General features: G+C 71.9%; 24 protein-coding genes. 12 read left to right on the forward strand and 12 right to left on the reverse strand.

What is annotated here, in order from left to right; all coding sequences use genetic code 11:
• The first annotated feature begins 55 nt into the window (after window positions 1-55).
• Together rlmN and ACFWGP_RS03025 are read left to right on the forward strand one after the other, a co-directional pair.
• The gene (rlmN, locus tag ACFWGP_RS03020; protein ID WP_231431242.1) at window positions 56-1,285 is read left to right on the forward strand and encodes a 23S rRNA (adenine(2503)-C(2))-methyltransferase RlmN; all 1,230 of its coding nucleotides are present in this window, start codon (window positions 56-58) and stop codon (window positions 1,283-1,285) included.
• A 138-nt stretch (window positions 1,286-1,423) separates the two neighbouring features.
• Window positions 1,424-2,674: a Fic family protein gene (locus ACFWGP_RS03025; protein WP_231431241.1), complete on the forward strand. Its 1,251-nt coding sequence runs from the start codon at window positions 1,424-1,426 to the stop codon at window positions 2,672-2,674.
• A 185-nt stretch (window positions 2,675-2,859) separates the two neighbouring features.
• On the opposite strand, the gene ACFWGP_RS03030 is transcribed toward ACFWGP_RS03025, so the two are convergent.
• From ACFWGP_RS03030 to fdxA, 3 genes are read right to left on the reverse strand one after another with little or no spacing between them, the layout of a single operon-like run.
• The gene (locus ACFWGP_RS03030) at window positions 2,860-3,492 is read right to left on the reverse strand and encodes a superoxide dismutase (RefSeq protein ID WP_231431240.1); all 633 of its coding nucleotides are present in this window, start codon (window positions 3,490-3,492) and stop codon (window positions 2,860-2,862) included.
• 50 nt (window positions 3,493-3,542) lie between these two features.
• On the reverse strand, window positions 3,543-4,082 hold the full coding sequence (locus tag ACFWGP_RS03035; RefSeq protein WP_231431239.1) for a flavin reductase family protein: 540 nt from the start codon (window positions 4,080-4,082) through the stop codon (window positions 3,543-3,545).
• The gene (fdxA, locus tag ACFWGP_RS03040) at window positions 4,079-4,426 is read right to left on the reverse strand and encodes a ferredoxin (protein WP_231431238.1); all 348 of its coding nucleotides are present in this window, start codon (window positions 4,424-4,426) and stop codon (window positions 4,079-4,081) included. The genes ACFWGP_RS03035 and fdxA overlap by 4 nt, the downstream gene beginning before the upstream one ends.
• A gap of 79 nt (window positions 4,427-4,505) precedes the next feature.
• Here fdxA and soxR point away from each other — a divergent pair, with 79 nt between their 5' ends.
• On the forward strand, window positions 4,506-4,988 hold the full coding sequence (gene soxR / locus ACFWGP_RS03045; RefSeq protein ID WP_231431237.1) for a redox-sensitive transcriptional activator SoxR: 483 nt from the start codon (window positions 4,506-4,508) through the stop codon (window positions 4,986-4,988).
• A 247-nt stretch (window positions 4,989-5,235) separates the two neighbouring features.
• Window positions 5,236-6,153 (forward strand): lytic transglycosylase domain-containing protein, encoded by a 918-nt coding sequence (locus tag ACFWGP_RS03050; protein WP_231431236.1) that lies wholly within the window; start codon window positions 5,236-5,238, stop codon window positions 6,151-6,153.
• Between the two features lie 86 nt (window positions 6,154-6,239).
• Here ACFWGP_RS03050 and msrA read toward each other — a convergent pair whose 3' ends face one another.
• Window positions 6,240-6,815 carry a peptide-methionine (S)-S-oxide reductase MsrA gene (gene msrA / locus ACFWGP_RS03055; protein WP_374201125.1) on the reverse strand — a complete coding sequence of 192 codons (576 nt, stop codon included), beginning with the start codon at window positions 6,813-6,815 and terminating at the stop codon, window positions 6,240-6,242.
• 66 nt (window positions 6,816-6,881) lie between these two features.
• Here msrA and ACFWGP_RS03060 point away from each other — a divergent pair, with 66 nt between their 5' ends.
• On the forward strand, window positions 6,882-7,799 hold the full coding sequence (locus ACFWGP_RS03060) for a YihY/virulence factor BrkB family protein (RefSeq protein WP_376930102.1): 918 nt from the start codon (window positions 6,882-6,884) through the stop codon (window positions 7,797-7,799).
• Window positions 7,800-7,835: 36 nt separating this feature from the next.
• Here the strand turns inward: ACFWGP_RS03060 and ACFWGP_RS03065 are convergent, their stop codons facing one another.
• A complete protein-coding gene (locus ACFWGP_RS03065; RefSeq protein ID WP_231431233.1) occupies window positions 7,836-8,090 on the reverse strand; it encodes a hypothetical protein in 255 nt (84 codons plus the stop codon).
• Between the two features lie 165 nt (window positions 8,091-8,255).
• Here ACFWGP_RS03065 and ACFWGP_RS03070 point away from each other — a divergent pair, with 165 nt between their 5' ends.
• From ACFWGP_RS03070 to ligD, 3 genes are read left to right on the forward strand one after another with little or no spacing between them, the layout of a single operon-like run.
• Window positions 8,256-8,771: a nitroreductase family deazaflavin-dependent oxidoreductase gene (locus ACFWGP_RS03070; protein WP_275505901.1), complete on the forward strand. Its 516-nt coding sequence runs from the start codon at window positions 8,256-8,258 to the stop codon at window positions 8,769-8,771.
• 17 nt (window positions 8,772-8,788) lie between these two features.
• Window positions 8,789-9,067 (forward strand): DUF2277 domain-containing protein, encoded by a 279-nt coding sequence (locus ACFWGP_RS03075; RefSeq protein ID WP_231431231.1) that lies wholly within the window; start codon window positions 8,789-8,791, stop codon window positions 9,065-9,067.
• A 51-nt stretch (window positions 9,068-9,118) separates the two neighbouring features.
• Window positions 9,119-10,156, forward strand: coding sequence for a non-homologous end-joining DNA ligase (gene ligD, locus ACFWGP_RS03080; RefSeq protein WP_275505900.1), 1,038 nt, complete (start codon window positions 9,119-9,121; stop codon window positions 10,154-10,156).
• Here ligD and ACFWGP_RS03085 read toward each other — a convergent pair.
• Both ACFWGP_RS03085 and ACFWGP_RS03090 read right to left on the reverse strand, forming a co-directional pair.
• Window positions 10,145-10,957 (reverse strand): isocitrate lyase/phosphoenolpyruvate mutase family protein, encoded by an 813-nt coding sequence (locus ACFWGP_RS03085; protein ID WP_376930103.1) that lies wholly within the window; start codon window positions 10,955-10,957, stop codon window positions 10,145-10,147. The two genes, ligD and ACFWGP_RS03085, sit on opposite strands and share 12 nt — an antisense overlap.
• Complete coding sequence (locus tag ACFWGP_RS03090) at window positions 10,951-11,742, reverse strand: hypothetical protein (protein WP_376930104.1); 792 nt, start codon at window positions 11,740-11,742, stop codon at window positions 10,951-10,953. The genes ACFWGP_RS03085 and ACFWGP_RS03090 overlap by 7 nt, the downstream gene beginning before the upstream one ends.
• Window positions 11,743-11,806: 64 nt before the next feature.
• Between ACFWGP_RS03090 and ACFWGP_RS03095 the strand changes: the two genes are divergently transcribed.
• Window positions 11,807-12,478, forward strand: coding sequence for a helix-turn-helix transcriptional regulator (locus ACFWGP_RS03095; protein WP_231431227.1), 672 nt, complete (start codon window positions 11,807-11,809; stop codon window positions 12,476-12,478).
• 18 nt (window positions 12,479-12,496) lie between these two features.
• On the opposite strand, the gene ACFWGP_RS03100 is transcribed toward ACFWGP_RS03095, so the two are convergent.
• Together ACFWGP_RS03100 and ACFWGP_RS03105 are read right to left on the reverse strand one after the other, a co-directional pair.
• Window positions 12,497-13,141 carry a GTP pyrophosphokinase family protein gene (locus ACFWGP_RS03100; protein ID WP_376930426.1) on the reverse strand — a complete coding sequence of 215 codons (645 nt, stop codon included), beginning with the start codon at window positions 13,139-13,141 and terminating at the stop codon, window positions 12,497-12,499.
• A 227-nt stretch (window positions 13,142-13,368) separates the two neighbouring features.
• On the reverse strand, window positions 13,369-13,785 hold the full coding sequence (locus tag ACFWGP_RS03105) for a YchJ family protein (RefSeq protein ID WP_275505896.1): 417 nt from the start codon (window positions 13,783-13,785) through the stop codon (window positions 13,369-13,371).
• 258 nt (window positions 13,786-14,043) lie between these two features.
• Between ACFWGP_RS03105 and ACFWGP_RS03110 the strand changes: the two genes are divergently transcribed.
• On the forward strand, window positions 14,044-14,778 hold the full coding sequence (locus ACFWGP_RS03110) for a hypothetical protein (RefSeq protein WP_231431225.1): 735 nt from the start codon (window positions 14,044-14,046) through the stop codon (window positions 14,776-14,778).
• A gap of 29 nt (window positions 14,779-14,807) precedes the next feature.
• On the opposite strand, the gene ACFWGP_RS03115 is transcribed toward ACFWGP_RS03110, so the two are convergent.
• The 3 genes from ACFWGP_RS03115 to ACFWGP_RS03125 form a co-directional block, all read right to left on the reverse strand.
• Window positions 14,808-15,494, reverse strand: coding sequence for an NAD(P)H-hydrate epimerase (locus tag ACFWGP_RS03115; protein WP_231431224.1), 687 nt, complete (start codon window positions 15,492-15,494; stop codon window positions 14,808-14,810).
• Window positions 15,494-15,787: a GNAT family N-acetyltransferase gene (locus ACFWGP_RS03120; protein WP_231431223.1), complete on the reverse strand. Its 294-nt coding sequence runs from the start codon at window positions 15,785-15,787 to the stop codon at window positions 15,494-15,496. Before ACFWGP_RS03120 ends, ACFWGP_RS03115 begins: the two co-directional genes overlap by 1 nt.
• Before the next feature lie 78 nt (window positions 15,788-15,865).
• Window positions 15,866-16,237: an RNA-binding S4 domain-containing protein gene (locus tag ACFWGP_RS03125; RefSeq protein WP_275505895.1), complete on the reverse strand. Its 372-nt coding sequence runs from the start codon at window positions 16,235-16,237 to the stop codon at window positions 15,866-15,868.
• 59 nt (window positions 16,238-16,296) lie between these two features.
• Here ACFWGP_RS03125 and ACFWGP_RS03130 point away from each other — a divergent pair, with 59 nt between their 5' ends.
• Complete coding sequence (locus ACFWGP_RS03130) at window positions 16,297-16,746, forward strand: NUDIX domain-containing protein (protein ID WP_231431221.1); 450 nt, start codon at window positions 16,297-16,299, stop codon at window positions 16,744-16,746.
• A gap of 33 nt (window positions 16,747-16,779) precedes the next feature.
• Entirely contained in the window at window positions 16,780-17,403 is a 624-nt protein-coding gene (locus ACFWGP_RS03135) for a CDP-alcohol phosphatidyltransferase family protein (RefSeq protein WP_275505894.1), read from the forward strand.
• Window positions 17,404-17,471: the final 68 nt, after the last annotated feature.

The following is a 17,471-nucleotide window of genomic DNA, read 5'->3' on the forward strand; positions in this document are numbered from 1 at the left end:
GCGCATCCCACGAGGCATCCAGCGTTCGCCCGACCGGGCCGCGTACCCTTGAGAGGTGACGAACTCGACCGACCAGACCGCCGCCGCTGCGGTGCGCCCCACGAAACCTCGCCAGGTGCGCCCGGCCACCGAAGGCTGGGAGCAGAAGAAGGGCCCCGACGGGCGGCCGATGCTGCAGTTCGCCTCGCCCAAGCGCGGCAAGCCGCCCGTGCACCTCGCCGACATCGCGCCGGCCGACCGCAAAGCGCACGTCGCCGAGCTCGGCTTCCCGGGCTATCGCGCCGCGCAGCTCGCCACGCACTACTTCGTGCACCACACGAACGACCCGGCCGAGATGAGCGACCTGCCCGCGGCCTCGCGCGACGAGCTCGTCACGACGGTGCTGCCGAAGCTCCTCACCGAGGTCCGCCGGTTCACGACCGACAACGGCGACACGATCAAGTTCCTGTGGAAGCTGCACGACGGCGCCCTCGTGGAGTCCGTGCTCATGCGCTACCCGGGCCGAATCACGCTGTGCGTCTCGAGCCAGGCCGGTTGCGGCATGAACTGCCCGTTCTGCGCGACCGGGCAGGCCGGCCTGACGCGCAACATGTCGGCGGCCGAGATCGTCGAGCAGGTCGTGCTGGCGAACGCCGCCCTCGCACGCGGAGAGCTCGGCGGTCGCAAGAAGGGCGACCACACGCCCGATCGCGTCTCGAACATCGTGTTCATGGGCATGGGGGAGCCGCTCGCGAACTACGCCCGGCTCATGTCGGCGGTGCGCACGATGCTCGCGCCCGCGCCCGAGGGGCTCGGCATGTCGGCACGAGGCGTGACGGTCTCGACCGTCGGTCTCGTGCCGGCCATCAGGAAGCTCGCCGACGAAGACCTCCCCGTGACGTTCGCGCTCAGCCTGCACGCCCCCGACGACCAGTTGCGCGACGAGCTCATCCCCGTGAACTCGCGCTGGAAGGTCGACGAGGCGCTCGACGCCGCCCGTGCCTACTTCGACAAGACCGGTCGTCGCGTCTCGATCGAGTACGCCCTCATCAAGGACATGAACGACCACGGCTGGCGCGCCGATCTGCTCGCGGAGAAGCTCAACGAGCGCGGTCGCGGCTGGGTGCACGTCAACCCGATTCCGCTGAACCCGACGCCGGGCTCCATCTGGACGGCCTCCGACACGGACGTGCAGCAGGAGTTCGTGCGCCGGCTCGAGGCGGCCGGCATCCCGACGACCATCCGCGACACCCGCGGCAAGGAGATCGACGGCGCCTGCGGGCAGCTCGCGGCGGCCGACGCCTAGGCGGCGTGGTTCCGGCGGTGCAGATGCCGCGGACGATCCGGCTGGGTCGGCGGACAGCCGAGGCACCCGACGTAGTATTTCAACTTTAGATGACCTAAAGTTGATTTACTGATCGATCGTCGACGGATGGAGGGCACCATGAGCCGATTCGTCGAACGCACCTGGCACCCGAGCGACGCCGGGCACCTCAGCCGGCGGGACCGCGAGCCGGGCCGATTCCTCGCCTACGTGCCCGACGAGCTCGGTGAGGGCCTGCCCGAGCCGGGCGGCGCCGCCCGCCGGGCCGCCGAAGACGCGCTCGCCGTGCTCGCGCGCGCCGACGAACGGATCGGCGCGCGAGGCAGGTACCTCAACCACCTGCTCATCCGTTCCGAGAGCATCTCGTCGTCGTGGATCGAGGGCAACCGCATCACGCCGAAGCGGCTCGCGATCGCCGAGCTGCTCGAGGCGGGGCCGAAGGTCGCGCTCGACGTCGTGGCGAACGTGCGCGCGACCGAGCGCGCGATCGACGAGCTCGCCGATCGCGAGCGGGCCGTCACCGCCGCCGACCTCGAACGGCTGCAGCACCTGATCGAGCCGACGCTCGCGCCCGGCCTTCGCACCGAGCAGAACTGGGTGGGCGGCACAGGGTGGAGCCCGCTCCGCGCCGACTTCGTGCCGCCGCCCGAGTCCGAGGTGCCCCGCCTCGTCGACGATCTCGCCCGGTTCGTCACGGCGACCGACGGGAACCCGGTCGTGCGTGCGGCGATCGCCCACGCGCAGTTCGAGACGATCCACCCGTTCATCGACGGCAACGGCCGCACCGGTCGCGCCATCATCCACACGGTGCTGCGGCGGGCCGACGCGGTGCGCAACGTGCTCGTGCCGATCAGCACCGTGTTCGCCGGCGACACGAACGCCTATCTCGCGGGGCTCACCGCCTTCCGCGCCGACCCGCCCGCGCTCGACGACTGGATCATCGGCTTCGCACACGCGGCCGAGCTCGCCGCCGGAAACGCCGTCCGCCTCGCCGACGAGCTCGACCGCCTCGACGAGGAACTGACCCGGCAGCTCGTCGAGAGCCGCCGAGCGCGCGGCGCCTCGCCGGCCGTCCCGCGCAGCGACGCGGTCGTGCTGAAGGTGCTCGGCGATCTCGCCGCCGAGCCGGTGCAGACGATCGACCACGTCGCGACCCGTCACGGCGTCTCGAAGGCCGCCGCCCAGCGCGCCCTGGCGGAACTCGCCGATGCCGGGGTGCTCGGACGCAACAAGGACCAGAAGGGCCGCCTCATCTGCTGGACGGCAGACCGCCACCTCGCGCTCGTCTCGCTCACCGAGCGCAGCAACCGGGTCGGCGGCGGCGACACCCGCGACCGCGCGCCGCGGCTCGGGCCGCCACGGCCGGCCTGAGCCGCGGTCGGCCGCGACGGTCACCGAGGTCGGGCGTCAGCGGCCCTGCAGTGCGGCGATCAGGGTGCCGATCGCGACGAGCACGATGATGCCGACGAGCCCCCACCGGCGCAGCTGCACGGCGAGCAGCGCCGCCGAGAGGCGCCGGCGTCGCCGGCGCCTCGGCGGACGCGGTGCGGGCGTGCTCAGGCGGCACCCGGCACGATCAGGCCGCTCGTCGCCGAGCGGGCGCGGTCGAAGCGGGCCGCGACGTCGGCCCAGTTCACGATCTCCCAGAAGGCCTTCACGTAGTCGGCGCGGACGTTCTTGTAGTCGAGGTAATAGGCGTGCTCCCACACGTCGAGCTGCAGCAGCGGGGTGACGCCGAGCGGGGCGTTGCCCTGCTGGTCGAAGAGCTGGAACACGACGGGGCGCGCGCCGACCGAGTCCCAGGCGAGCACCGACCAGCCCGAGCCCTGCACGCCGAGCGCCGTCGCCGTGAAGTGCGCGCGGAACGCGTCGAACGAGCCGAACGCGTCGTCGATCGCCGCCGACAGTTCGCCCTCGGGGGAGCCGCCGCCGTCGGGCGACATGTTCTGCCAGAACACGCTGTGGTTGATGTGGCCGCCGAGGTTGAACGCGAGGTCCTTCTCGAGCTTGTTGACGTTCGCGAGCTCCCCCTTCGCGCGCGCCTCCGCGAGCTGCTCGAGGGCGGTGTTGGCGCCCGTCACGTAGGCCTGGTGGTGCTTCGAGTGGTGCAGCTCCATGATCGTCGCCGAGATGTGGGGCGCGAGGGCCGCGTAGTCGTACGGCAGGTCGGGCAGGGTGTACGTCGACATTGCGTGTCTCCTTCTTCGGTGTCGCCGCCTGCGGTCGCCGGCGGCCTGGTTCAGAGTTCGGATGCCTCGTGGTCGAGGCGGTGGAACCGTCGATCGTGGTACACGAGCGGGGGAGCGTCGGAGCCCCCGTGCACCTCGAGCACCTCGGCGAGCACCAGGGTCGAGCTTCCCACGGGCACGAGCTGCAGCGCTCGGCAGCGCAGCGCCGCTCGCGCCTCCGGCAGGACGGGCTCGCCGGTCGGGAGCCGGCTCCAACCCTGCTCCGGCGTGAATCGGGGCGCCCCCGATCTGGCGAAGGCCCGCGCGAGGTCGACCTGGTGGTCGGCGAGCAGGTGCACGACGAAGGAGTCGGCGCCGAGCAGTGCTCCCGCCGAACCGGTCGCCCGGGTCACCGAGAACGACAGCACGGGCGGATCGGCGGCCACGGAGGCGACGCTCGACGCGGTGAGTCCGACCGGGCCGGTCGCGGTCGCCGCCGAGACGAGCGCGACGCCGGCGGGGTGCACGCGGAACGCCGCCTTGAAGGCCTCGGCAGTGACCTCGGAGGGCGTCGGTTCGTCGGTGAGGGCGGTGTGGCGCGCCGCGTTCACTCGTGGCCGCCCTGCGGCGCCAGCGCGGCGACGACCGGGTGGTCGTACGGCAGGACGCCGGTCTTGGCGGCGCCGCCCGGCGATCCGAGCGCGGAGGCGCCGTCGGGGGCGATCTCGAAGAACTCGACGTTGGCCTTGTAGTAGTCGGACCACTCGTCGGGCAGGTCGTCTTCGTAGTAGATCGCCTCGACCGGGCAGACGGGCTCGCAGGCGCCGCAGTCGACGCACTCGTCGGGGTGGATGTAGAGGGATCGTTCGCCCTCGTAGATGCAGTCGACGGGGCACTCGTCGATGCACGCCTTGTCCTTGACGTCGACGCAGGGAAGGGCGATCACGTAGGTCACGCGATCACCCCGCAGATGGAACGCATGGGTCAAGCCTAAAACTTCAAGTACCCTTGAAGTCCAATCGGAGGAGAATCCCATGGCGAAGCACGCGCCCGATGAGCTGCTCACCGTCGGGGAGATGAGCCGCCGAACGGGCGTCGCCCCGTCGGCGCTGCGGTTCTACGAGGAGCTCGGCCTCATCGCATCGCACCGTACCGGCGGCAACCAGCGCAGGTATGCCCGGCACATGCTGCGCCGAGTCTCGCTCATCGTCGTCGCCAAGCGCCTCGGGATCCCGCTCGGCGACGTGCAGACGGCCTTCGAGCACGTGCCGCTCGACACCACGCCGAGTCACGACGACTGGCAGCGTGCCTCGCGCCGCTGGAAGCGGCAACTCGAGGTGCGTCGACTCGGCATCGAACGGCTCGAGCGCGAGCTCACCGGATGCATCGGCTGCGGGTGCCTCTCGATGAAGGCGTGCGGCCTGCTCAATCCCGACGATGCGCTCGGTGACGACGGTGCGGGCCCGCGCCGACTCGGCCCCGAATCGGGCGAGGAGGAGCTCGACGGAGTCGACTGAGCGCTTCAGGCGCCGACGGTCCGGCGCGAGCGTGATCTCCGTCGGGGATCGAATCGGCACGGTGATGAGGCATCCCATAAATACTGAGTTCGACTCGGTTTCGGATGACTTTCACAGGAAGAAGTGAGGTTCCGTCCAGAACCCCTCGGCAGACTGGCCACTTCGCCCGGGCGCCCCCGCGTCCGAGGAACGTCGATCGAAGGCCGGGCCCGCGCTCTCGCGCGAGCAGGCCGCCCACGTGAAAGTCATGCAGAACCAGCCTTCCTCCCTGAACACCCCTGACAATTCCCCCGAGAACGAACCCGGTCTGAGCCGCCGAGCGCGGCGTGCCCGCCCCGGCTGGCGCCGTGGTCCGGTCATCGCCGCCGGCGCCGTCGTCGCCGTCGGCGCCCTCGTCGGTTCGGGATTCATGCTGCAGTCGGCCGTCGCCGCCCAGAACGAGCGCGTCGCCGCGACGGCCGAACTCAGCGCGGCCACCGACCTCAAGGTCGAGCAGCTCGGCTCGCACTCGAACATCCTCGAGGCGCGCGCCGTCAAGACGGCGACGGACACCCTGAGCGGGGCGAAGGACACCATCTCCGCCGCGAAGGGCAAGGCCGACGCCGCCGAGCTCGCCTCGTCGGTCGCGGCACTCGACGACTACCGCCTGCTCGCGCCCGAGCGCGTGTTCGAACTCGCCGACGCGACCGCGGCCCACGCGGCCGAGGTCAAGCAGGCCATCGCGAAGGCCGACAAGATCGCGGCCGAGAAGAAGGCCGCAGCCGAGGCCGCTGCCCGTGCCGCTGCCGAGAAGGCCGCCGCGGAAGAGGCCGCCGCGGCCGAGGCGGAGTCGTCGGGCGGTTCGCGGCCCTCCGGCCCGGCGAACCCGAGCGGCGCCCAGGCGATCGCGCGCGACATGCTCGCGGCCCGCGGCTGGGGCGACGATCAGTTCGGATGCCTCGTGGCCCTCTGGGACCGCGAGTCGGGCTGGAACGTCTACGCCTCGAACCCCTCGGGGGCCTACGGCATCCCGCAGGCGCTGCCCGGCTCGAAGATGGGCTCGGCCGGTGCCGACTGGGAGACGAACCCCGCGACCCAGATCGCCTGGGGCCTCGGCTACATCGCCGACCGGTACGGCACCCCGTGCGGCGCCTGGGATCAGTCGGAGTCGGCCGGCTGGTACTGAGCCGACCCCCACTCGAACGCGGAAGGACCGTGGCGGACGTTCGTCCGCCACGGTCCTTCCGCCATTCGGCCGCGCGCGACCCGCTGCTACGCGATCGATCCGGCGCGGGGTGCCTCGGCGTCGCGCTTCGGCAGCTTCCAGCCCGGGCGCACGAAGTGGCACGTGTAGCCGTTCGGGTAGCGCTCGAGGTAGTCCTGGTGCTCGGGCTCAGCCTCCCAGAACGGCCCGGCGGGGGAGACCTCGGTGGTCGCGGGTCCAGGCCACAGCCCCGAGGCGTCCACGTCGGCGATCGTGTCGCGAGCGACGCGCTCCTGCTCGGGCGTCGTCGGGAAGATCGCCGAGCGGTAGCTCGTACCGATGTCATTGCCCTGGCGGTTCTTCGTCGACGGATCGTGGATCTGGAAGAAGAACTCGAGCAGGTCGCGGTAAGCCAGCTGCTCGGGATCGAAGACGATCTCGATCGCCTCGGCGTGGCTGCCGTGATTGCGATACGTCGCGTTCGGCACGTCGCCGCCCGTGTAGCCGACCCGGGTCGCGAGCACCCCGGGACGCTTGCGGATGAGATCCTGCACGCCCCAGAAGCAGCCGCCGGCGAGGATCGCGGTCTCGGTTCGTGTGCTCATGGTGTGTCTCTCCTGGTCTCTCGATGGGCGAGGCGTCATACCCGCCCGAATGCCTCAACAACAAGGGGGTGGTTCGTGTTCCGCCGCACTCGATAGCCTGACACGGTGGAGGCACGGCAGGGGGACTCGTTCTGGCAGGCGCTGGTCCGCCGGGGTCAACGCGTGTGGGAGTGGGCGCTCCGGTTCACACTCGTGCAGGCGATCGTCCACTACTTCTCCCGCCACGGCCCGATGCTCGCCGACAGCGTGACGTATCGTGCGCTGTTCTCCGTGTTCGCGGGCGCCTTCCTCGGCTTCGCCGTCGCCGGGGTGTGGCTGGCCGGAAGGCCCGAGGCGATCGACGCCTTGATGAGGGCGATCGACGCCGTGATCCCCGGGCTCGTCGGCGAGGACGGCGTGATCACGCCCGAGCAGCTCGTCCAGCCCGTGACGCTGAGCGTCGCGGGAGTGCTGGCGCTCGTCGGACTCGTCGGCGCGGCGATCGGGGCGATCGGCTCGCTGCGCGTCGCCTTCCGTGATCTCGCCGAGCAGCCCGACGATCCGCGGTTCTTCGGCTGGCTGATGTTCCGCGACTTCGTGTTCGCGATCGGATTCGGTGCCGCGTTCGTCGTCGCGGCGGTCATCATGGTGGCCAGCACCGCAGCCCTGGGCACGGTGTTCGACTGGCTGGGGGTCTCGACGCGGTCGGGATGGTTCGACGGACTCACGCGCACCGTCTCGGTGCTGCTGGCCTTCGCGATCGACACCGCGGCGATCGCCGCCCTCTTCCGATTGCTCTCCGGCATCCGGGTCCGAGCCCGCTCGCTCTGGCGTGGTGCGCTCCTGGGCGGACTGGGCCTGACCGGGCTCCAAGTGCTCTCTGGGCTCTTCGTGGGGGGAGCGATGGTGAACCCCCTGCTCGCGTCGTTCACCGCCCTCATCGCCCTGCTGATCTGGCTGAATCTCTCGAGCCAGGTCATCCTGATCGCGGGCGCCTACATCGTCGCCGACCACAAGGTCGTCGAGTCCCGCCCGCGGAGCTGAAGCTGCTTCGGGCGGGCGAGCCGGCTCGGTCGCGGCTCAGATCGGGAACTCGCGCCCGGGCGGGACGATGGCGTCGGGTGCGACGATCTCGACGTCGTCGCTCTCCTCGTCGATCTCGACATCGCCCTCGTGCTCATCGGCGTCGATCTCGATCGCCTCGGTGTCGTGCTCGGCGCTCACGGCCTCCGCGTCGTGGTCCCGCAGCGGAGCCGCGCGTGTGGCGTCCTCCGGCAGTTCGGAGTCGGTGTACTCGCCCTCGGCGGGTTCGCGGGGGCGCATCGGGTCGGTCATGACTGCTCCGATCTCTCGTCTCTTCCACGCTAGGTCGTGAGCTGCCCGCAGCAAGGGGGTTGACCTCTGCCGCCCAGCGGGCTCTGCCATCCGGACCGTCTCGACGCCGCAGGAGCCGTACCCCGTCCTCGACGAGCCGATCGCGGGCCATGCAGAATGGGGCGCATGCCCACCGTCGTCCACCTCGTCCGCTCCGTCGTCTCTCCGCTCACGCGCACCCGGTTGTTCCGCTGGGCGGCCCCGCGGGTCCTCCCGCCGATCGAGCGCCTGATCGGCTGGGTGAGCGGCGGGCGAGTGCAGTTGAGCGCACTCCTCGTGCCGTCGCTCGTCCTGCACACCACGGGCGCCCGATCGGGCGAACCGCGCGACACGGCGCTCATGTACACGCCCGACGGCCATGGCCGGGCGATCGTGGCGGGCACGAGCTTCGCGCGCGATCGCCACCCGGCGTGGACCTACAACCTCGTCGCGCACCCGGAGGCGTCGATCACCGTGCGGGGGCGACGGATGCCGGTGCGCGCGAGCCGCATCGACGACGAGGGGCGCGACGCGGCATGGGCGCGCATCGAGGCGCAGTGGCCGGGCTACCGGGCGTACGAGCGCGAATCGGGCCGAGTCGTACGTCTCTTTCTGCTGCAGCCGGTCGCGTACGAGGTGAACCCGAGCGTTCCTCGGCGTTGAGGCGTAGGCTGCACCGCATGTGCAGGAACATCCATCCCCTCCACAACTTCGAGCCGGTCGCCACCGACGACGAGGTGCATGCCGCCGCGCTGCAATTCGTGCGGAAGGTCAGCGGGTCGACGAAGCCGTCGAAGGCGAATGCCGAGGCGTTCGACCGCGCCGTGGCCGAGATCGCGCACATCACGAGGCACCTGCTCGACGAGCTCGTCACCAACGCCCCGCCGAAGAATCGCGACGTCGAGGCGGCGAAGGCGAGGGCGCGCGCTGCACGCAGGTACGAGTCGATTCCCGCCTGATGCCCGCACCGGGGCTGCGCTCCGTCGGTGCGAACCGGTAGCGTCGCAGCCATGGCCGGCGATGCGATCGAGCTCACTGTTCCCGGGCCCCACGGCGAACGCTCCGTGCGGGTCTCCAGTCCCACGCGGCTGATCTGGCCCGAGGCCGGCATCACGAAACGCGAGCTCGCCGAATACCTTGTGGCGGTCGGCGACGCGTTCATCGCGGCGAACGGCGACCGTCCGGTCTCGCTCCAGCGGTTCCCGGGCGGTGTCGACGGCGAGCAGTTCTTCTCGAAGAACCCGCCGAAGGGCGCTCCCGACTGGGTGCGCGCCGTGACGGTCACCTACCCGAGCGGCCGCAAGCACCCGCAGCTCGTGCTCGACGAGCCCGCCGCCGCCGTCTGGGCGGCACAGATGAACACCGTCGTCTTCCACCCGTGGGCGTCTCGCGCTGAGCGCAGCGACTTCCCCGACCAGTTGCGCATCGATCTCGATCCGCAACCCGGCACCGGCTTCGCCGAAGCGGTGCCGGTCGCCGTGGCGCTCCGAGACCTGCTCGGCGAGGTCGGACTGACGGCGTTCGTGAAGAGCTCGGGCAGCCGAGGCATCCACGTCTTCGCACCCATCGAACCCGAGCACGAGTTCCTCGACGTGCGGCACGCGGTGATCGCACTCGGCCGAGAGCTCGAACGGCGCCTGCCCGAACGGGTCACGACGAACTGGTGGAAGGAGGAGCGCGGCGACCGCATCTTCATCGACTACAACCAGGCCAACCGCGACCGCACGATGGCGGGCGCGTACAGCCCGCGCCCGCTGCCGCATGCCCCGGTGTCGTGCCCCCTCGAGTGGACCGAGCTCGAGCGCACGGACCCCGCCGAGCACACGATCCGCACGGTGCCGCGGCGTCTCGCGGAGCGGGGCGATCCCTGGGCGGGCATGCACGATGGGCCGGGTCGCATCGACACGCTGCTCGAATGGTGGCGGCGCGACCTCGACGACGGGCTCGGCGAGCTGCCCTTCCCGCCCGACTTCCCCAAGATGCCGGGCGAGCCGACTCGCGTGCAGCCGAGCCGGGCGAAGAAGGTCGACGACGAGTCATCCGGGTGACGGCCGGCGTACGCCGAGTGCGACCGCGGCCGAGTAGTCGGGGATCGACCGCGCGGTCGTTCCGGGTGGAGCGCCGAGGCGGACGTCGTCGAGCACTGCCGTGATCGCGGCGAGCGATGCTCGGAACAGCAGTGATCCGGTGCTGATGCGGGCGACCCCGAGGGCGGCGAGGTCGCCGATCGCGCGCCCGGGTTGTGCGAGCACGTTGAGGGGCGCGGTGATCCCGGATGCGAGCGTCGCGATCGTGCCGTCGTCGAGGGTTCCCGGCACGAAGACGCCGGTCGCTCCCGCGTCGAGGTAGCGACGGGCCCGTTCGAGCGATGCCGACGTCCGCGCTCCGATGCCGTCGAGCGCGCCGACCCAGAACGCGTCGGTCCGCGCGTTCAAGTACAGCTCGGGCGCCGCAGCGGCGACGGCGGTCAGTTTGCGTGCGAACGCCACGGGCTCGGTCAGTCCCTGGGCCGTCGAGTCCTCGAGGTTGACGCCCACGATGCCCGCCCGGGCGAGTTCCGCGACGACGTCGCCGACGGCGACGGGATCGTCGGAGAACCCCGCTTCGAGGTCGACGGTGACGGCGATGCCGGCGGCCGTGATGCGGTGCGCGAGTTCGATCGTGGGTGCAAGGGTCGCACCCGCGCCATCGGGCTCGCCGGCGGCGACCGCCACGCCGAGGCTCGTCGTCCCGACCACCTCGGCGCCGTGCGCGGCGAGCGTGAGGGCCGACGCGAGGTCCCACGCGTTCGGCAGCAGCAACGGATCACCCGGGCAGTGCAGCTCGCGGAATCGTGCGGGGCTCAGCACTCCTGCTCCCGGAGAACGTCGACGACCGCCGCGGCCGCGGCCACGGCGTGATCCCGCGCGGGGCAGCGCCGCGGACCGGCGCCGAAGGCCAGCGTTCGCGGCGGTGCACCCGCGGTGGCCTCGCGATCGGGGCCGCCGAACCGGAGCTCGACGAGATGCTCGGCCGAGCCATGGCCCGCCGGCGCGAGGCGGCGGGTGGCGGGGACGGGCGGCTCGTCGCGGAGCACCGCTGCGACGACGTGCCCGGTCGGAACGGCCGGCACCGCATCGGCGCGGCGCAGTGCCGCGGCGATGAGCCCGCCGGTCGCGGCGTGCGCCTGGACGAGCAACTGCGCGTCGAGCACCCGATGTCGTCCCGGCGCTGCTGCGCCGAGCAGTCGCTCGGCCGCGGCGTCCACGGCGGCCGCATTGTCGACGACCCCGGTCGCGTAGGGCGCCGCGACGATCGCCGCCGCGTCGGGCAGCGAAGCTGGGTCGGTGTGCCCGAGCGCGGCGGCGAGCGTCTCGACCGGGGCGCGACGGGCGACCTCGGCGCGGTCGACGCCGGCCGCGCGCGCGGCACGGGCGGACGCCGCGGCGGCTCGGGCGAGTCGCTCGGGATCGATCGCCGCCAGGCGGACGTCGATCAGGGCGCGTCGTTCGTCGTGCGTGCGGCCGTTCGCGAAACGGGACGCCTCGACGCGCAGCCGGGCGAAGGCGGAGTCGCCCGGCCCCGGCTCCGGCACGAGCCAGGCGGGGTCGTCGAGGATGCGGGCGACGTCGGATCGGTCATGGATGACTGGCATGCTCCGACGCTACGACGGCGATCGTTCGTCGTCGGGCGAAGCATCCTCGTCGTATCGTGGGGACATGGATGGCGACGCCGACCTCGCGAGCCCGGCCCGGTTGATGGGCGAACCGGCCCGGGCCGCCATGCTCGTCGCCCTGCTCGACGGGCGCGCGCTGCCCGCAGGCGAGCTCGCGGCGATCGCACGCGTGTCGGCGCCCACGGCGAGCGCGCATCTCGCCCGGCTCGTCGAGGGCGGCCTCGTGCGGGCGCGCGCGCTCGGTCGGCATCGCTACTTCGAGCTCGCTGGGGCCGATGTCGCCGACGCCATCGAGTCGTTGCAGCGGCTGGCGCCGCGGCGACCGGTCACCTCGTACGGCCAGTCCGCGACCGCACGACGGCTCGCCGAGGCCCGGACGTGCTACGACCACCTGGCCGGCCGGATCGCCCTCGGCATCGCGGACGCGCTCGTCGCCGAGGAGGCGATCACGCCGCTCGAGGCCGGGGGATCGGGCATGATCCTCGCGACCGACGGCCCCGTCGCGCGCCGACTGCGGCTCGAGGCGGCGCCCGCCCCCGGCCGTCGGCCGCCGGTGCGGGGCTGCCTCGACTGGACCGAGCGACGACCGCACCTCGCCGGCGCGCTCGGGGCGCACGTGCTCGAGGTCCTGCTCTCGGCGGGCTGGGTCGCGCGGGTGCCGGGCGACCGTTCGTTGCGCGTGAGCGACGAGCTCCGGGTGGCGTTCGAGTCCTGAGCTGCGCGGCTCCGCGGATCAGACCGCGATGTCGCGGGGCACGTGCGGCAACCGCGGCACTCCGTGCACCTCGCGGTGCAGGCGCTCCATGCGAGCGTCGAGCTCGGAAGCGGTGTGGGCCGCGTCGGTCAGCCCGTCGAGCAGCTCCTGCGGGACCTGGCGGTCGTACTTGTAGTAGATCTTGTGCTCGAGGCTCGCCCAGAAGTCCATCGCGATCGTGCGGATCTGCACCTCGACCGCGACGGGGTGCGGTCCCGTCGAGAGGAACACGGGCACCTCGACGATGACGTGCAGGCTCTGATAGCCGTTCGGCTTCGGCTCCTTGATGTAGTCCTTCACCTTGATCACCCGGATGTCGCGCTGCGCGGTGAGCAGCTCGAAGATGCGGTACGCGTCGGACACGAAGCTGCAGGTGACGCGGACGCCCGCGATGTCGGTGATCGTCTCGCGGATCGTGTCGAAGTTCGGCTCGATGCCCTTGCGCGCCATCTTCTCGATGACGCTGTCGAGGCTCTTCAACCGGCTCGAGATGTGCTCGATGGGGTTGTAGTCGTGCGTCTGGTTGAACTCCTCGCGCAGGATCGAGAGCTTCGTGATGACCTCGTCCATGCCGAACTTGTAGCGCAGCATGAACCGCTCGGTCTCGTCGCGGAGCGCCCGCATCTCGTCGAGGGTCTGGCCGTCGATGGTCTCGAGCGTGCGCTGGGCACGGGGCGTGAGCATGGCGGGGGCGTCTGGATGCCTCGTGGGACGAGTGCCGTCGAGCGGAGTCACGAGCACCACGCTAGGTGGCGAAGCTCTGGATTCGCTTTGATTCCCGGCCGCGTTCGCCCGCAGCGGAGCGCCGCCCGCCGCAGCGCCGTCGGCTGCCGCCCGGCTGCGGCCGACGCTCAGACGACCGAGTCGAGGTAGGTCCAGCGGCCGTCGAGGCGGGCGAAACGGCTCGTCTCGTGCTGGCTGCCGCGCTCACCGTGGTGGCGGTAGTGGGCGGTGAACTCGACGAGTCCTTCCCGGTCGAACGGGCCGCCGTGCTCGGCGCGCTCGATCTCGAGTCGGAGCCACCGGATCGACGGGTCGAGCTCGAGCGCGGCCGGTCGAGTCGTGGGATGCCAGGTCTCGAGCAGGTAGGCCGCGGCGCCGATCACGAAGGCCGTGTAGCGCGAGCGCATGAGCTGTTCGGCGGTCGGCGCATGAGCCTCGCCGTCGATGAGACGTCCGCAGCACTCGCCGAACGGGAGTCCGCTGAGGCAGGGGCAGCGATCCTCCGCGGCGGGGGTGGGGAACTCGGCGTCGTCGGCTGGGAGCATCCTCCGAGTATCGCGCGTTTCGCGGGTGCACCCATGAAGCGCACAGGCAGAACTGAGGATCCGTCCAGAATCGGCAGGCAGGGTGTCTGACTTGTGCCCGTGCTCGGGGCCACCCCCACGAACGAAAGCCGAATCCGAGCAGCTCAGATACTTATGCGCAACCAGACTTCCCCCAGCCCCGAAACCGAATCCGCAGACCCCACCCTCGACCGCCCGCGCCGTGCCGCCCGTCGTCACCGCGGCTCCCGGCGTCGCCTCATGGCCGTCGGCGCGGTGTTCGGCGTCGCGCTCGTCGTCGGCACCGGCTTCACCGTGCAGGCCGCCGTGAGCGCCCAGGAGCGGATCGATGCGACGACCGCCCTGACCGAGGCGACCGGCGTGCACCGCGACCAGCTCGGCGCCTACAGCGCCATCGCCGCCGCCCGCACCCGCGCGACCGCCGAGGACACCCTCTCGACGGCGAGCGCGACGCTCGCCGCCGTCGACGGCAAGACCGACACGTCGGAGCTCGCCGCCTCGGTCGCCTCGCTCGGCGACTACGAACTGCTGCCGGTGGACGAGCTCGCCGACCTCACCGCCGAAACGCGTGACGAGGTCGCGAAGGCGACCGCGGCCGCAGCCGAGTACGACCGCGTGCAGGCCGAGAAGGCGAAGGCCGCCGCCGAGGCGCTCGCCCGTGCAAACACGCCGGACGGCGCCCGCGCGACGGCCCGCTCGATGGCGTCGAGCACGTATGGCTGGGGCGACGGCGAGTTCCAGTGCCTCGACCAGTTGTGGCAGAAGGAGTCGGGCTGGTCGTACACGGCCATGAACGGCTCGAGCGGTGCCACCGGCATCCCGCAGGCGCTGCCGGGCAGCAAGATGGCCACGATGGGCGCCGACTGGCAGACGAACGCGGCGACGCAGATCGCCTGGGGCCTCGACTACATCTCGCGGTCGTACGGCTCGCCGTGCAGCGCCTGGTCGCACTCGCAGGCCGTCAACTGGTACTGAGTCCGCAGTCGCGCGTGCCGTGACCCGGCTCAGCCGCGCTCGACGAGCGGGGTGAAGGCCGCGAGTTCGGGACCGAGCCCGAGGTCGACGACGTGCAGCTCGCCGGCGAGGTCGGCGCCGGGCTCGATGAGCAGCCCCGCCTTCGCCGCGCCGAACGTGACCGTGACGGTCGCCGGCAGCACGGTCGGGTCGGGCACGCTGCCGTCGTCGGGGTCGATGCCGCTCGGCAGGTCGACGGCGACGACCTCGGGGCCGGGCACCCGGGCGAGCACGGGCAGGATGGCGGCGACGAGCTCGCGGGCCCGCCCGCGCAGCGCGGGGTCGGCGCTCGTCCCGGTCCCCAGTACCCCGTCGACGATCAGGGATGCCTCGCCGGCACGTGCGGCGACGATCGACGCGTCGGCGCCGTCGAGCACCCGGGCGCCCGCCGTGACGGCTGCGGATCGTGCCGCGTCGTGCATGCGCGACCCGGTGGGGACGATCTCGACCGCGACTCCCTCTGCGGCGAGCTCGGCGGCCGCGTAGACGGCATCGCCGCCGTTGTCGCCCGATCCCGCGAGCACGAGCACGAGCGGCGAGCGCTCGGCCCGGCCGGCGAGTCGAGCGCGCAGGACCCCGGCGAGCGCCGCGGCCGCGCGGAGCATGAGCGGCTCGCCTCGTGCGAGGTGCGGCGCCTCTGCGGCGCGGACCTGTGCGGCGCTGTAGCCCGCGACCATCAGCCGAGCCGCGGATCGAGCAGGCCGCGCCGGTCGGGATGCCGGTCGAACCACTCCGAGACGTACCAGCAGCTGGGCACGATGTGCCGGTTCGAGCCCGCCTCGACGTCGTCGACCGCGAACGCGACGACCTCGGAGGCCAGGCCCGAGCCGCGGTACGCCGGATTCGTGAACGTCCGCGTGAAGGCCACGGCGTCGCCGAGCACCCGGTAGTCGAGCACGCTCGCGATCGTGCCGTCGACCCGCAGGACATAGCGACGCGCGTCGGGTTCGTGGGTGAGTTCCTTGTGCACGAGCGACAGGCTACGCCCGGACCCGCGCTCGTGCGGCAGCGGCACCGGCCGTTCGCGCTCCGAGGCGTCGGCGGCCGGTCATCGCCCGCGCAGTCGATCGAGGTCGCGCCGCTCGCGTTTGGTCGGTCGGCCCGCGCCGCGGTCGCGCACGATCGTCGCCGGGAGCTCCGCCCGCGGGGGAGGCGGCGGGGTGCGGTCCTCGGCCGCCTCGGCGGCGAGCGGTGCGGAGACGCGCTTCGCGATCGTGCGGCGCACGATCAGCTGCCGGTCGAATCCCGCGATGCGCACCCGCACCTCGTCGCCGGGGCGTACGGCCTGGGCGGCCTTCACCCGCTCGCCGTTGACGCGCACATGCCCGGCACGGCATGCGGCCGTCGCCGCCGAGCGGGTCTTGTACTGGCGCACCGCCCACAACCATGCGTCGATGCGCACCGGTCGCTGGTCGTCCATCGCTCCAGCCTACGGCCGCCGCGCCTCGCAGACCCGCCGGCATGCGTCATGCTGGAGGGGTGACGGGTTCGAGCGGAGACGCGTGGGTCGAGGGGCCGGGTGGCGTCCGCTACTGGGGGCGATACGGCGCGGCCGGACTGCTCGCCGTGAGTCCCGCGGGCGAGGTGCTGCTCCAGCACCGGGCGGAGTGGAGCCACTTCGGCGGAACCTGGGGCATCCCCGGCGGCGCGCTGCACGCGGACGAGGCAGCCGTCGACGCCGCGATCCGCGAGGCCGGCGAGGAGGCCGGCGTACCGCCCGAGGCGCTCTCGGTGCGCTTCACGAGCATCCTCGACCTCGGATTCTGGTCGTACACGACCGTCGTCGCCGACGCGCTCGTGCGCTTCGAACCGGTCGTGAGCGACCCCGAGAGCATCGAGCTCCGGTGGGTGCCCATCGACGCGGTCGCGAGCCGGCCGCTCCACCCTCGATTCGCCGAAGCGTGGCCCGACCTCGCCGCGCGGCTCTGAAGCGGGACATCCGGCGCCCGATAGGATCGGTGCGTGGCTGGGGAGCGCGGGGGAGCCGTCGGTTCGGAGATCTGGACGATCCCGAACATCCTGAGCATGCTCAGGCTGGCCCTCGTGCCCGTCTTCCTGGTATGCCTGGTCATCGGCGACAACGTCCTCGCGCTCGTGGTGCTCGTCGTCGCGAGCCTCACCGATCTGGCCGACGGGTATCTCGCCCGGCGCCTCGACCAGGTGACCCGGCTCGGACAGCTGCTCGATCCGGCCGCCGACCGCCTCTACATCTTCGCCGCGCTCATCGGGCTCGCAGCCCAGCAGCTCGTGCCCTGGTGGATCGTCGTGGTGATCGTGGCCCGTGACGTCTTCCTGCTGGTGCTCGGGGTGGTGCTCGCGAACCACGGCTTCGGACCGCTGCCGGTGCACCAGCTCGGCAAGGTCGCGACGTTCGCCCTGTTCTTCGGCCTGCCGGTGATCATGCTCGGGGCGGCATTCCCCGCCGTCGCCCCGGTCAGCGAACCCGTCGGCTGGGCGATCACCCTGTGGGGCGCGTTCCTCTACTGGTGGGCGGGTGTCATCTACGCGATCGAGACCGCACGGGTCATCCGTATTCCACGGGTGGCAGGCGACTCGCGATCCGATACGCTGGAAGAGGGAGGTTAGCCGTGGCGGATACCGACAACACACAGGCCGACGGGGCGGGCGAGGCCGAGTTCGAGCATGCGCACACC

Origin of the sequence: Agromyces sp. NPDC127015, from assembly GCF_042725165.1 — a bacterium.
Taxonomy (GTDB): domain Bacteria; phylum Actinomycetota; class Actinomycetes; order Actinomycetales; family Microbacteriaceae; genus Agromyces; species Agromyces chromiiresistens.